The organism is Variovorax sp. RO1, from assembly GCF_002849325.1.
GTDB lineage: Bacteria > Pseudomonadota > Gammaproteobacteria > Burkholderiales > Burkholderiaceae_C > Variovorax.
Genome location: NZ_PKMT01000003.1, coordinates 619292 through 633804 on the forward strand (window position 1 = coordinate 619292; position 14513 = coordinate 633804).

Consider the following 14513-nt stretch of genomic DNA (forward strand, 5'->3'; position numbering starts at 1 on the left):
GCCCCCATCCCAGCCTTCCCCCAGTGGGGGAAGGAGCAAGACCATGAGCGTGCCATTTCAATCTGCGGCCGTCCTCGGCGCAGGCCTCATGGGTCGACTGATGGCGGTCACGCTCGCACACGCGGGCTGCAAGGTCGCGCTGTACGAAGCCGGCAGCCCCGAAGCCGAAGGCGCAGCCGCCCGCGTGGCCGCGGCCATGCTCGCGCCGCTGGCCGAGTCGGCCGTTGCGCCGGTGTCGGTCGTGCGCATGGGCCAGCACGCGCTGTCGCGTTGGCCCGAGTTGCTCGCACCGTTGGCGCAGCCCGTGTTCTTCCAGCGCGAAGGCACGCTGGTGCTGTGGCACCGGCAGGACGCTGCCGAAGCCACGCGGCTCGCGGGCGTGCTGGCGCGCACCGGCGCGCGGGTGCCCGAGCTTGCCCCGATGCAGGCACTCGACACGCCCGCCGCCATCGCCGCACTGGAGCCCTCGCTGGGCACGCGCTTCGCCCGCGGTCTGTACCTGCCAGGCGAAGGCCAGCTCGACAACCGCGCGCTGCTGACGTCGCTGCGCGCCACGCTGGAGGCCGATGCGCGCGTGACGTTGCACTGGCAGTCGCCGCGTGAGCCTTCCGACTTTTCGCCCGGCACGGCAGGCCAGCCCGACTGGGTGATCGACTGCCGCGGCCTCGGTGCCAAGCCGCAATGGAGCGCACTGCGCGGCGTGCGCGGCGAAGTGATCCGCGTGCATGCGCCCGAGGTCACGCTGCTGCGCCCCACGCGCCTCGTGCATCCGCGCTATCCGCTGTACATCGCGCCCAAGCCCGACCATCTGTTCGTGATCGGCGCGACCGAGATCGAGTCGGACGACATGTCGCCCGCCAGCGTGCGCTCCACGCTCGAGCTGCTGAGCGCGGCCTATGCAGTGCACAGCGGCTTTGCCGAGGCGCGCATCGTCGAGATCGCGACGCAATGCCGCCCCACCCTGCCCGACAACCTGCCGGCCATCCGTCAGCCGCAACCGCGCGTGCTGCAGATCAACGGCCTGTACCGCCACGGTTTCATGATCGCGCCCGCACTGCTCGACGCGGCGATGGAACTGCTGGAGCACGGCCGTTCCACGCTGGCGCGCGGCTTCGGCATGGACGTGCCCGACGCATGACGACGACAACGACATCGACGATGAACATCCTGATCAACGACAAGCCCTGCACGCTGCCCGAAGGTGCGCTGCTCGCCGACGCGCTCGCCGTGCTGCAGGCCGTGCCGCCTTTCGCGGTGGCGGTGAACCGCGAGTTCGTACCGCGCTCGGCCTATGCCACGCACCCGCTGCACGCGGACGACCGCGTCGAGGTGATCCGCCCGGTGACCGGCGGCTGAACGAACGCACCAGAGACAAGACGATGGAGACGACAACCATGACCAATCCCGATCCGCTGGTCCTCTACGGCCAGACCTTCCACAGCCGCCTGCTGCTGGGCACCGCGCGCTACCCGTCGCCCGACGTGCTCGAAGCGGCTGTGCAGCGCGCCAAGCCTGCGATGCTGACCGCCTCGCTGCGCCGCCAGACCGCCAACCAGGGCTCTGGCAACAGCGACCTCGGCAACGGCTTCTGGGAGCTGCTGCGCAAGCTGGGCGTGCCGGTGCTGCCCAACACCGCCGGCTGCCACAGCGTGCAGGAGGTGGTCGCCACTGCGCAGATGGCGCGCGAGCTGTTCGACACGCCGTGGATCAAGCTCGAACTCATCGGCGACGACTACACGCTGCAGCCCGACACGCTGAACCTCGTCGATGCGGCGTCGCAGCTGATCCGCGATGGCTTCCACGTGCTGCCCTACTGCACCGAAGACCTCGTGCTGTGCCAGCGCCTCGTCGATGTCGGCTGCCAGGCCGTGATGCCCTGGGCCGCGCCCATCGGCACCGGACGCGGGCCGGTCAATCCGTACGCGCTGCGCCTGCTGCGCGAGCGCCTGAAGGTGCCGATGCTGGTTGACGCGGGCCTCGGCCTGCCCTCGCACGCGTGCCAGGTGATGGAGTGGGGCTACGACGGCGTGCTGCTCAACACCGCCGTCGCGCTCGCGCAAGAGCCGGTCGCGATGGCCGGCGCCTTTGCCGACGCCGTGCAGGCCGGCCGCACGGCCTACCGCGCCGGTGCGATGGCCGCGCAGGACGCCGCACAGCCCAGCACGCCCGTGCTCGGCACACCCTTCTGGCACCACGCACCGTGAACACGATGAGCACCGTCGACACCTCCAACGCCCGCGCCGTGGCGCAAGCCATCGTCGCGGCCCACGGCCTGCGCTTCGGTGCTGCCACGTCCACGCCCGTGAGCGGCGCACCGCACTTTTCGTCGGACGACGCCGTCTACCGCGGCGCGAAGCAGGCCTGCACCGCGCTCGGCTTCATCGAGATCGACGCCGAATGCCTCGCTCACGCGTGGCGCGCGCAGACCGCACGGCTCAGCCAGTTCGACGCGTCGGCATGGCCCGATGCGCCGGTCGATTTCGGTATGGGCCCGTTTCCGCCGACCGCGCGCACCGACGCGTTTCCGCCCTGCCCCGAACGGCTCGGCCTCTACGCCGTGCTGCCCGATGCCGCCTGGGTCGGCCGCATGGCGCGCGCCGGCGTGCCGACCGTGCAGCTGCGCTTCAAGTCGGACGACGCAGCCGCCGTCGCACGCGAAGTGCGGGCTGCCGTCGACGCGGTGCGCGGCACGGGTGCGCTGCTCTTCATCAACGACCACTGGCAGCTCGCCATCGCGGCCGGCGCCTACGGCATCCACCTTGGGCAGGAAGACCTCGACGCGCTGTCGCCCGATGAGCTGCAGCAGCTGCGCGCCTCGGGCCTGCGGCTCGGCGTGAGCACCCATGGCTACGCGGAGATGGTGCGCGCCGACGCGGTGAGTCCAAGCTACATCGCGATGGGCGCCATCTACCCGACGACGCTCAAGCGGATGGCGACCGCGCCGCAGGGCGTGGCACGGCTCGCGGCTTACGCGCGCCTGTTGCGCGGCTACCCGCAGGTGGGCATCGGCGGCGTCGATGCCGTGCGGCTGCCCGAGGTGCTCGCCACCGGCGTCGGCTCGGTCGCCGTGGTGCGCGCGCTGGTGGCCGCCGACGACCCCGAGGCCACGGCCGCGCAATGGATGACGGCGATGCACGCCGCCCCGGTTTCCCCTGAACGCACAGAATGAACGCTCGACTTTTTTCGCACTCCCCGCTTTCGCGCGCGCTTGCCGCCGCCCTCCTCACTTTCGGCGCCTGCGGCGCGCATGCGCAATCGCAGTCGCAAGCACTGCCTGAGGTCACCGTGAACGACGGCGCCGCCGCGCCGCAAGCCGACATCAGCGGCTTCGGCGACGTGCCGCTGCGCGAGCTGCCGCTGTCGGCCACGATCATCGACAGCCAACAGCTGCGCACCAGCGGCGCGCGCCGCCTCGCCGACCTGACGCAGTTCGACGCCTCGGTCACCGACGCCTACAACTCGGCCGGCTACTGGGACTACCTCACGGTGCGCGGCTTCGTGCTCGACAACCGCTTCAACTACCGGCGCGAAGGCCTGCCGATCAGCGCCGAGACAGCAATTCCGCTCGACAACAAGGAGCGCATCGAAATCCTGCGCGGCACCAGCGGCATCCAGGCCGGCACCAGCGCACCGGGCGGGCTCGTCAACTACGTGGTCAAGCGCCCGACCGAACAAGACCTGCGCACGGCCCGCCTCGAAACCACGAGCCGCGGCAGCGTGCTCGGCGCGCTCGACTTCGGCGGGCGCTTCGGCGAGAACCGCCAGTTCGGCTACCGGCTCAACGTGGCCAGCGAAAACCTCAAGCCACTGACTCACAACCTCGACGGCAACCGCAACCTGTTCTCGCTCGCAGCCGACTGGCGCATCACGCGCGACTCGGTGCTGGAGTTCGAGGTCGAGCAAAGCCGCAAGACACAGCCGAGCCAGAACGGCTACAGCCTGCTGGGCAACACGCTGCCCCGACCGGTCGATCCGCGCATCAACCTCAACAACCAGCCGTGGTCGCAGCCCTCGGTGTTCAAGGCACTGACCGGCACGGTGCGCTTCAGCCAGGCACTGAATGCCGACTGGCGCTGGAGCGCGCAGATCGGCCAGCAGCGCCTGAAGACCGACGACCGGCTGGCCTACGCCTTCGGTTGCGGCGCCGAAGGCAACTACGACCGCTACTGCTCCGACGGCACCTTCGACGTGTACGACTTCCGCAGCGAGAACGAACGCCGCACGCAGACCGCGGGCAGCCTGAACCTCAAGGGCAACGTGATGACGGGCAGCGTGCGGCACGAGCTGGGCTTCGGCCTGCTGCAAAGCCGCGTGCGCAACCGCTTCCAGGACCAGGCCTACAACTACGTCGGCACCGGCAACATCTGGGCGACCGCGATGACGCCGGCCGACCCGCGGCTGACCGACGCGAACACCAACCGCAACGAGCGCTCGACCGAGCTGTCGGTGCAGGACGCGATCCGCTGGAACGACCGCTTCACGACCTGGATCGGCGCGCGGCACACGCGGCTGTCGCGCGACAGCATCCGCACCGACGGCTCGCGTCCCACCGGCTACAGCGACAGCATCACCACGCCGTGGATCGCGGCCAGCTACACGATCCAGCCCGGGCTGCTCGCCTACGCGAGCTGGGGCAAGGGCGTCGAATCGCAGGTCGTGCCGAACAAGAGCTCGCAGTACGCGAACGCGGGCGAGGCCCTGCCCGCGCTGCAATCGCGCCAGTGGGAACTCGGCCTGAAGGGCGGCGACGCGGCGTTCAACTGGCAGGTCGCGTGGTTCGACATCTCGCGCCCGATGACCAACCTCGACCTGTGCGGCGAGTCCTGCACGGTGCGCAACGACGGCCGCGCGGTGCATCGCGGCCTCGAGGCCGGTGCGCAGTGGACCGGCGGCCCCTGGCGCCTGGGCGGCAGCGTGGCGCTGATCGACGCCAAACGGCGCGGCAGCACGACCGCGCCCGAGCTCAACGGACAGGCGCCCACCAACGTGCCCAAGCAGGTGCTGCGCGCGCAGGCCGGCTACCGCTTTGCGTCGGTACCCGGCCTCGAACTCGCGGGACAGCTGTCGTACGAAGGCCGCCGCAACGTACTGCCCGACGGCTCGATCCGCCTGCCGTCGTGGACACGCCTCGATGCGGTGCTGCGCTACGACACCAAGCTTGCCGGCAGGGCCACGAGCTGGACGCTGGCCGTCGACAACCTGTTCGATCGCCGCTACTGGAAGGAGTCGCCCTACCAGTTCAGCCACGTCTACCTGTTCCCGGGCGCGCCGCGCACGCTGCGGCTGGGCGTGAGCATTGCGATGTGATGAGCGAGGCGCTTTCGTCTTCGTCACGGCCTCGTCGCCACGAATTCGTTGCGCCGGCGCCTCGGTGTTTTGGAGGCCCAAAAAATCACGCTATAATCTAAGGCTTGTTCCTCGATAGCTCAGTTGGTAGAGCGCCGGACTGTTAATCCGTAGGTCCCTGGTTCGAGCCCAGGTCGAGGAGCCAAAACAAAGCCGCAAGGCCTCTGAATGGCCCGCTACTCACAAGGTAGCGGGCCTTTTCATTTGTGGCGCCCCACGCGAACGAAGTGCACGAGGGGCGAAGACGTGGAAGGCGCGAAAAAAATCAATCGCCCTGCACGCTTCACCCATCAAAAATGATCGCCATCGTCTCAGAACGGCGAATTCATTGAATATAATTGAAGGCTTGATTGTTCCTCGATAGCTCAGTTGGTAGAGCGCCGGACTGTTAATCCGTAGGTCCCTGGTTCGAGCCCAGGTCGAGGAGCCACCATTTGCTGAAGGCCCGTTACTCACAAGGTAACGGGCCTTTTCGCTTTCTGCGCCACACATCGGCCGCTTCCTGGTGGCACGCGGGCCTGTCCGACACGGACGCCCCGTTCTGCGTGCAAAACTCCCTCTTTCTCTTTGTTAACAACTTCTGCGGCCCCGCCCAGGGCAACCCCGTGCACGCGATCCGGTGGTCAGGCGTTGTTCGGGCTCAGTCACTCATAACAACCAAAGGGCATCACGATGAAACTCACAAGAATTCTTCTGGCCGCCGCCGTGGCCGCCGCCACCTTGCCCGCCGTGGCGCAGGTGTCCGTCAACATCAACGTGCCCGGCCTGATCCAGGTCGCACCGCCCGCACCGCGCTACGAACCCGCGCCGAGACCGCGCGGTGGCCAGGTCTGGGTGCCCGGCCATTGGCAATGGAACGACCGTGCCTATGCATGGCGCCCCGGCTACTACGTGGCCGCCCGCCCCGACTACGCCTACGCCCCGGGTGGCTGGGTCCGCGCCGACGGCGGCTGGCGCTGGCGTGAAGGCGACTGGCGCCGCGCCGAGCGCCGTGAAGAGCGCCGCAGCGATCGCCACCACCATGACCGTGGCGACCGCTACGACCATGACGACGATCACCGCGGCGGCGGTCACTGCCCGCCCGGCCAGGCCAAGAAGGGTCGCTGCTGACCTGATCGATGCGTAACGCGCGTTCCTGCGCGCCGCCCGCACTGCAGACCGTCAGTTCACCGTCACCCTGAAACGCACAGCGCCCGTGCCGCCGGGCGCGAGTTGCCCGACGAATTTCCAGTCCATCGGCCCGGCCCCACCCGCGGACTGCGTCGTGATGCAGGCCACTGCAGGCGCCGGTGCGGGGTTGGCGGGCGTGTGCTTCGTGCATCCGGTCAACGTCGCCGGCGTCGTGTCTTCCTGCGAGCCGGCAAAGCTCGTGTAGACCGGCGTCGCATCGTTCACCGTCAGCCCGCTGATCGGCGTCGCGCCGTTGTTGATGTACGTGATGCGGTACTCCAGCGTCTCGCCCGACCTGGCATCGTTGTTGAGCCCGAAGGGGCCGGCCCTCGATACGTTGCGCACTTCTTTCTTCAGTTCCAGCGCCATGGCCGACACGGTCGTGGTGTCGTGCACCACATAACTCGCGGTGAGTCCGGGCAGCGCATTCGTGAAGGTGAAGTTCGCCTGCACCGAGGCATCGTTGCGGTAGCCGTCCAGCGCATGCCCCGGCACGAAGAGCTGCAGCACCACGCAGACGTTCTTGCCTGCAGTCACCGTTGTCGGCACCGCCGGCGGGTAGAGCACGGCGGCGCCGGGTTGCCGAAGGGGTCGGCCGCTTCGAGCGTGAGGCGGTTGACGCCGGGTTGCAGTGCAACGCCGATGTATTCCCAGGCAGCAATCTGCCGGCTGGCTTGCTCGGTTTTCTTGCCGACGCGCCGCGCCTCGACGGCCTGGCCGTTGACGCTCAGGCGCAGCGCCATGCCGGCCTCGCCCTTCACGCGCACGTTGAGCGATGTCGAGGGCACGGTGTCGCCGTCTCGCAGGTCGATGAATCCGAGGGTGTTGCTTTCGATACGGGGCAGCAAGGCTTCGAGATCGATGGGGCTGGGCGCCGCCTGGGGCAGCAATGGCGCCGCTGCTGTCGGCTGCGCAAGGCCGCGCGACATACGCATGCCAGTGAAGAGGCTGCCCGCGGGAGATGCACTGTCCGCTGCGCCACCGCCGCCGGTCGCCGCGCCGAGCGTGCTGCCCTGCCCGCCCGAGGCACCGCCGACAAAGCTGCTGACCGACGCCGATGCGGCGGGCATGGCGATCAGCGGCGCCGAACTGGTCTGCGTGGTGCCGGTGCTTGCGCCTCCGCGCACTTCACCGCTGGCGGGCAGCGACCGCCGGTCGCCCACGGGAGCGACGAGGCCTTCGGGGTCCAGGCGCATACGCACCTGGGCTTCGGCCTCGGTGTCGGGCACGGCGGCGATGGCCTCGCGCCGCGCGATGACGTCGTTGATCACGCCCGGCGCATCGCAGTTGGCAATGACGAAGTTGGCTTTGTGGAATTCGCCCTTCTTGAGATCGACAAAGCGGCTGTCGGGACGCCCCGCGTTGCGGTTGTCGAGCGCTTCGAGCTTCGCGCCAGCGGGCAGCGTGATCGGATCGACGCGCAGCACGTGTGTGACGGGCTTGAGACCGTACAGGCTCCACTTGCCTTCGACGTCGGTGATGACGTGGGTGCCATCTTCCATGTACAGCCGCACCCCGGGCACACCGATTTCGTCGCTGCCCTGCTGGCGGCCGTCGCGACGGCAGTCCATGTAGACCTTGCCGAAGAGGAACGCGTCGTCGGAGAACACGCCGCCGGTCACGCGCACGGTCCATTGCGCGAGGTTCGATTGCATGGGGCCCGAATTGGCACGCGCGCGGTTGATGGCGTCGCCATTCGTCGGCGCACCGACACCGACGCGCACGCGATAGCGCACCGAAGCCGACTGGTCGACGGCAAGCACGAGGCCCGGTTGGTCGAAGCTGAGCTTGGGGCCCGCCCCGCCCACAGGATTCGCCGTGGGCGCGCCATTGAGCCGCGCGCTGCCAGCCACGTAGGCAAAGCCCGGCGGCAGTTGATCGGAGAGGCTCAGGCCCGTGACAGGAAAGCCGGTCTTATTGGTAACGACGAGCGCGTAATCGAGGAAGTCGCCGAACTCGACCTGCCGCTTGCTGCCTTCCTTGCGCAGCACGAGCCCCAGCACATTGCCGGGGTCGAGCGGGATGTGGTTGTGCAGCACGTCACAGGCCGCGCCCGAAGCGTCGAACCCGGCCTTGAGCGAGAAGTGGTGGGTGGTCGGCTCCGCCCCCTGCGGCGATGCCGCATGGGGAACGACGGCACCACAACGCTCGAAGGTGCCGGGCGTGGCCGGAATGAGCTGCGACGGCGTGGCATAGGCGCTGCCTGCAGGCGGCGCCACGCTCAATGCGTAGGTGCAGCTGCCGGTGACCGGCGGCGAGAGAAAGTAGAACTGATAGCCGCCGTCGGCGCCGGTCGTCATCGACAGGCTGCCGTTGGGGTCCACGCGGTAGATGCCGCTGTCGCCGCCGAACACCTCGGCCAGCGCCATGGGCTTGACGGCCCCGTCGGTGCACGCCTGGCGGGTGAAGGTGACGACCGCGCCGGCCACCGGCTGGCGGGTGACCGCGTTGTAGACGACACCTTGCGGGTCGGCCAGCATCGACGACACGCTGCTGGCGCTTGCAGCGACGAGCGTGGCCGGCGCGGCATTGCCGGTGTTCTGCTCGAAAGCGGCGGCCCAGGCCTTGTTGGTGAACGGCACGCGCGCACCGCTGCCAGACGGCTTGCGGGTGACGCGCACGGTGAGTTCGATCTCTTCGCTCTGGCCGGGTGCCAGTGCGCGGCTGCCGTCGGTGAGGCCGAGCGCAACCTGCGTCGGCAGCTTGAACGGGTCGATGCTGGCGGCGGCTTCGCGGTCGCAGGCAGCGCGGCCCGTGAAGCCGGCAGCGATCTGCAGGAAGCCGTGGCGCGCCTTGGGCGGGCCCGCGATTTCCCAGGCGGCGACGAGGCCGTCGGGCTTGTCCATGTCGAAGGTGCAGTTCAGGTTGTCGATCACCCGCACGTTCGGCGCCGCCGCGGTGCCGGTGTTGCCGACCTTGAAGCGGTAGTCGAGCTCGTAGATGCCCTCCCCCACGCGACGGGGCTGTGAGACGCTCTTCACAAGCGAGAGTTCGGGCCGCTGCAGGGACACCGGCGTGGGCGAGGTGTCGTTGGTGGGGTTGCCGTCGCCGTCGGCGTCGGGGTTGCTGCCGTTGACGGAGTCGTCGAACGCAACAGGTGCACCGCCAGCGGCGAGTGCGCCCTGCGCGCGGACGGTGTTGTGCAGCACGCCCGCGTGGCCTGCAACGTTGAAGCGCACATCGAAACGCACGGTGAGCTGGCCGCCGACGGGCAACACCGCGCCGGGTGCGAGCAGGTTCTGGGCCGAGGCCGTGCCATCGAACGCCGCGTTGACGGCAGCCACGGTGCCCACCACGGCGTTGCCCGGACTGCCGACGATGGCCAGGGTTCCGGGGACGATGGTGTATTGGCGGGGGCCCGGCTCCGGTGCGGCGGTGCGCGTGCCGAACTGCGCGGCGCCCGAGCCTTCGAGGACGTCACTGGCCTGCACGCCATGGAGCGCCGTCATGCCGTAGTTGCGTACGTTGACGTCGAAGGTGACGGTGGTCGTGCCGTCGGGCTGGCCGTCGCTGCCGCGGTTCATGCGCGCGGTGGACGCCGCCTTGGCAACGCCGATGCGGCTCTGGCCCGGCGCCGGGCCCGAGGCGATGACCACCGTGTTGGACGGCGACGCGGCGGGCGCGACGCCGTCGTTGTACTGGCTGTGCGCGGTGTTGCGGATGTCGCCGGTGTGATCGGCTTTTACCTGCACCGCGAATTGCATGGCGATGGAGGCGTTGCGCAACACGGCAGTGGGCACGCCGATGGCAACTTCGATGACGTCACCGCCTTCGGTGGTGCTGTAGCTGAAGTCGGGGTCGCCGGTCATGCGGAACAGGCGCACCGCGCCGGCGGCCGTGCTTTGCAGGCTGCCTGCGATGTAACGGGTGCCGGGAGGCACGGGGTCACGCAACAACAGCAGGCTGCGCGGGCTTCTGTTGACCGTCACCTGTGTGCCGGTGGGTGCGGCTGTGCTGCCCGGCTGCGCATCGCGCGCGCCCGTGTTGGTGCCCGAGATGCTGAAGTCGATGCGCGTGCTGCCTGGAACGACGGCGCCCGTGTAGCTGGCGGACTTGACGAGGGCGAGCACGGCGACGCTGCCGACCTCGACGATGTCGCGGTTGCTCGCGCTGACGCGCTGCAGCGCCGTGGTGGCCGTCAGCACCAGGCAGGCGCTGCCGCTGGCCGCTGCGGGAACGGTGCCCTGCACCAGCAGTTCGGCCGTCTGCCCAGGCGACAGTGCCAGCGTGTCGGCGCCACCGGGCAACAACACCGGATCGCCGATATCGACGACGCCGTTGTGGTTGATGTCGCGCGCCACCCGCAACGCCGTCAGATCGAGCCCGTCGGCCGTGCAGCCGGCGCCGTCGTTGGTGAAGCTCAGCGCATAGCTCGAGGGCACGTTGCCGGTGTTGGTGAGCAGATGGCTCAGCGTGGCGACGGTCCCCGGTGGGCGGTTCACACGCTGGTCCTGCGTGAGCGACAGCGCCTCCACGGGCAGGATGCTCGCGATCACGACGTTGGAGCTTGCGGTTTCGCTGTTCGCCATGCCGGCGGGCACATAGGTGCCTGTTGCAATGCTGCGGATCACAACGCCACCGGGCGCGGGTACCGCATGTGCGAACGCCATGACGAATGCGAGGCCGATGGCCATCATCACGGCGCGCACGGCCGCCATGCCGGCACACCAACGATGCATCCGGACACGCGAAGAAGAAAGAAGAAATTGCACGCCGTGAACCTTCCGTCGTGCCGACCGGTGCGGAAGACACGTCAAACACTCGAAGAACTCTTTCCTCTGCCGCCTTGAAGGCCGGCCAGGCTCGGCTTGCATGCAGCAATGTGCACGAAAGCAGCAGGGGAAACAGGCGAGGCGCCGGGTGTGGGTCCGGGCCTCGCGGGAAGCTGCCGACGGCCCTTGCGGACCGCCGGCGGCTCTGGCGCTGGATCAGGGGTTGATCTGCACGGCGAAGGTCAGCGTGGCCGTGCCACCCGGGGCCACGGTGTTGGCCGCGCTGCCGCAGCTCACGGCAGTGGCGCCCGGCACGAAGGCCAGTGCCGTACCGCTCACGCCGGTTGCCTCGCACTGCAATGCGGGCTGCTTCGCGCTCAACGCGGTGTAGGCCGGCAATGCATCGTTGATGGCGATGTTGGTCACCGGCACGACGCCTTCGTTAGTGGCAACGACCTTGTAGACGATGCACTGGCCTGGCTTCAGCTGCAGCGAGGTTGCCGCGAAGCCCGGAGCGTCGGCCACGCCATCACAGGTCGCATCGGCCGCCTGCGTCTTGAGGACGCGGATCTGGCCGGTAATCACGGCAGTGATGTCGGTCGCCGACGGCGTACCGCAGTTGGGGGCCGCGTCGGTGAACGTGGCCGTCACCGTCGTGGTGCTGCTGACACCTGCGGTCACACCACCGGGCGCAAACACGCGCACCAGCAGCTTCTGCGCCGCACCGACCGGCAGGCTCGCCAGTGGCCCGCTCACAGGCGTGTCGCCAGCGTCGATCTGGCCGTCGCCGTTGACGTCGAGGTAGATCGAGGTGGTCCAGCCTTGCGTCGCATCACCTGCGGGCACGTTGGCCGTCAGCGTGTACGCGCCGCAGCTTTGCGCGCCGATGTTCGTCAGCGTGTGGGCATACACCACGGTGCCGCCCGGTGCGACCTGGCCGTTGTTGTTCGGCGTGAGCGAAGCGCCCAGCTGAAGTGCCGTCGAGGTCACCGTCACGGCGTCGGTCTTGACGTCGGAAGCGATTCCGCCGGTCGAAGCCACTGCAGTGGATTGCACCTTGAAGTAGATCTTCACCGCGGTGACGGCAGTTTGCGCGGAAGGCGGCGTGACGCAGGCAGCGATCTCGTTTTGCCCACCGGCGATCACTGCAACGTTCGGGATGGCCGGCGATGCACACGTGCCGCCAGCCGCCACGAACTTGACCGTCCAGCCTGCCGGCAGCGCGCCGGGGAAACCGGGCGTCTGGCTGGCGGCGAAGTTGTAGGTCGCGTCGATCGCGTCATGGTTCTTCACCCACAGCGAGAACATCGTGCCGGTACCTGCGCCCGTTTCATGGGTCTGCGTTGGCAACGGGCTGGGGCCCGCGCCGAGGTCACCGTTGGCCACGCTGGCTGCGCCGGTACCCGTCTTGGTGTTGGTCAAGTCGACCAGCGTGGCGATCACTTGCTCGAGGCGGTCTGCGGTCGCATCGATCTTCGTGTTGTCGTTCACGGAGCGACCCAGCACGGTGGCCACGTACGCGCCGCCCACCGTGGCAGGCGGCAGTTGCGCCTGGGTCACGATGTTGATGCTGCCGCCGGCCGGAATCGGGCCGGTGTCGGGCACGCCGTCGCCGTTCGTGTCCAGCAGCGGTGCACCGCTGTCGGCTGCGAAGAACTGGAAGCTCGTGCCGACCGGGAAGGTGCTGTCGGAGATCGAGAGGTTCACTGCATCGGTGGCACCGCCCGTGTTGAACACGATCTGCGGGAACCGGACGCTGCCGCCCGCGACGGCCAATTGCCTCGTGGTCAGGTCTTGACCAGCGGGGTTGGGCGTTCCGGCCGTGGCATCAAGCGCCGTTGCGGAGGTGGACGGGTTGGAACCGACCACGATGCCGAAGCGCGCCAGAACGGTGTAAGCCGCCGGATTCGTGGACGAGTCGAGCGTGGTACCGATCGCTGCCGCACTGACAGCTGCCGGCGCGTTTGCTGCATCGTATCGAGCCACGTTGGTCGTGGTCGACGTGCCGACCGCCGCGGTACTGTTCACCAGCACCACGAAGCTCAGCGTTTGCGTCACGTTCGGGTTCAGCGAAGCCACCACGGCATTCAGCGTGCTGCCAGTCACCTGGAAGTCGATGCCCGACGGATCGCCCGCTGCACCATCACCCAGCGCCGTACCGGAGGCTCCGCTCCACACCGCGGAACCCGCGACATAGGTCTGCCCCACCGGCAACGTGTCGGACAGCGCGAACTTGCCGGGTGCGCCGCCCGTGTTGTTGAAGGTCAGGGTATAGACCGTGTACTGGCACGTCGCACTTGATGCGAGGCCGTTGGTCCAGCTCACCGGTGTGCAAGCAGCGGACGATCGCGGCCCACTGGCCGAAGCGGTTGGCCAGACGCCGCCGCCGGGTGGTGCGACCGACGGCGCACCTATGGTCTTCGTGACATTGAAGACTGCATCGGTGGCCAGCTTGACCTCGTCCTTGTCGGCTGCCGAAATGTTCGGCGCAACGTACAGCGCCGGGGTGCCCGGGATCGCCGTGATCGTTGCCGCATCGAAATTGCCGGTGCCGGTGGCCGAACCGGGGATCGTGTAGGCCACGACGAAGCGGAAGGCGCCGTTGTTGCCGGGCACGCTCTGCACCGGGGTGACCGTGCAAACGCTTGCGGCAGTGGTCGTGCAAAGCGCCGTCGTGCTGTCGGGCAGCCCGTTGCCGTCGACATCGGCGAAGACCTCGACGCGCGAGAACTTGCCCGCGTCAGCCTTGACCGTGAGGGCGAAGGTGTCGACACCGTTGCCGGTATTGGTCAGCACGTGAGGTGCATAGACCGTCGCGCCGGCAGCACCGGACTTGGTGTTGACGACGGTGTTCGTGATCTGGTTGACGCTATCGAGCGTGAACGATCCCACCTGGAGGACAGTGGTCTGCACCAGGTTGGAGGTGGCGACCTGGGTCGTGCCGGTTGCGTCGGCATAACTGGCGGAAGCCTGGTTACCGATGACGGCGTTGGCGGGCGGCGAAGCGGCCAGTGCAGCCGGGCTTCCAAAAAGGAAGCCCAGCGTCAATGCAGCGGCGCCTGCCCAGGGCGCGCACGGCTTGAAGCCGCTGGCGCGTCGGGTTGGCTGGGTGGGAATCACGTAGTCTTCTCCTCTGTTGTCAATGAAACGGGAACACGAAAGAACCTGGCCGGTGCGTTTCGCTGGGCGAACGCGTACCTGCCGACTGGCACTCGAAAACAAGAGATCGGGGAAAGGCTGGCGCCCTCGCCTCGCGCAATGCGCGAGGTGCGGCGCGGCCTTTAT

The 14513-nt window shown here is 68.4% G+C and carries 9 protein-coding genes and 2 tRNA genes; 8 read left to right on the plus strand and 3 right to left on the minus strand.

What is annotated here, in order from left to right; translation table 11 throughout:
• The first annotated feature begins 43 nt into the window (after window positions 1-43).
• From CY658_RS19875 to CY658_RS19910, 8 genes are all read left to right on the plus strand, one after another.
• Complete coding sequence (locus CY658_RS19875) at window positions 44-1138, plus strand: FAD-dependent oxidoreductase (RefSeq protein ID WP_101491820.1); 1095 nt, start codon at window positions 44-46, stop codon at window positions 1136-1138.
• A 20-nt stretch (window positions 1139-1158) separates the two neighbouring features.
• Entirely contained in the window at window positions 1159-1356 is a 198-nt protein-coding gene (gene thiS, locus CY658_RS19880) for a sulfur carrier protein ThiS (protein WP_062472460.1), read from the plus strand.
• A gap of 38 nt (window positions 1357-1394) precedes the next feature.
• Window positions 1395-2204: a thiazole synthase gene (locus tag CY658_RS19885; RefSeq protein WP_180838993.1), complete on the plus strand. Its 810-nt coding sequence runs from the start codon at window positions 1395-1397 to the stop codon at window positions 2202-2204.
• A gap of 5 nt (window positions 2205-2209) precedes the next feature.
• The gene (gene thiE / locus CY658_RS19890; protein WP_101491930.1) at window positions 2210-3169 is read left to right on the plus strand and encodes a thiamine phosphate synthase; all 960 of its coding nucleotides are present in this window, start codon (window positions 2210-2212) and stop codon (window positions 3167-3169) included.
• Entirely contained in the window at window positions 3166-5307 is a 2142-nt protein-coding gene (locus CY658_RS19895; protein ID WP_101491822.1) for a TonB-dependent siderophore receptor, read from the plus strand. The genes thiE and CY658_RS19895 overlap by 4 nt, the downstream gene beginning before the upstream one ends.
• A 108-nt stretch (window positions 5308-5415) precedes the next feature.
• Window positions 5416-5491 (plus strand) — tRNA-Asn (locus CY658_RS19900).
• 209 nt (window positions 5492-5700) lie between these two features.
• A tRNA-Asn gene (locus CY658_RS19905) sits at window positions 5701-5776 on the plus strand.
• A 242-nt stretch (window positions 5777-6018) separates the two neighbouring features.
• The gene (locus tag CY658_RS19910; RefSeq protein WP_101491823.1) at window positions 6019-6456 is read left to right on the plus strand and encodes a YXWGXW repeat-containing protein; all 438 of its coding nucleotides are present in this window, start codon (window positions 6019-6021) and stop codon (window positions 6454-6456) included.
• 51 nt (window positions 6457-6507) lie between these two features.
• On the opposite strand, the gene CY658_RS19915 is transcribed toward CY658_RS19910, so the two are convergent.
• The 3 genes from CY658_RS19915 to CY658_RS19925 form a co-directional block, all read right to left on the minus strand.
• Window positions 6508-7083: a DUF11 domain-containing protein gene (locus CY658_RS19915; RefSeq protein WP_101491824.1), complete on the minus strand. Its 576-nt coding sequence runs from the start codon at window positions 7081-7083 to the stop codon at window positions 6508-6510.
• Entirely contained in the window at window positions 7050-11195 is a 4146-nt protein-coding gene (locus CY658_RS19920) for a DUF11 domain-containing protein (protein ID WP_101491825.1), read from the minus strand. The genes CY658_RS19915 and CY658_RS19920 overlap by 34 nt, the downstream gene beginning before the upstream one ends.
• Window positions 11196-11444: 249 nt before the next feature.
• Window positions 11445-14348 (minus strand): DUF11 domain-containing protein, encoded by a 2904-nt coding sequence (locus CY658_RS19925; protein WP_101491826.1) that lies wholly within the window; start codon window positions 14346-14348, stop codon window positions 11445-11447.
• Window positions 14349-14513 lie beyond the last annotated feature (165 nt).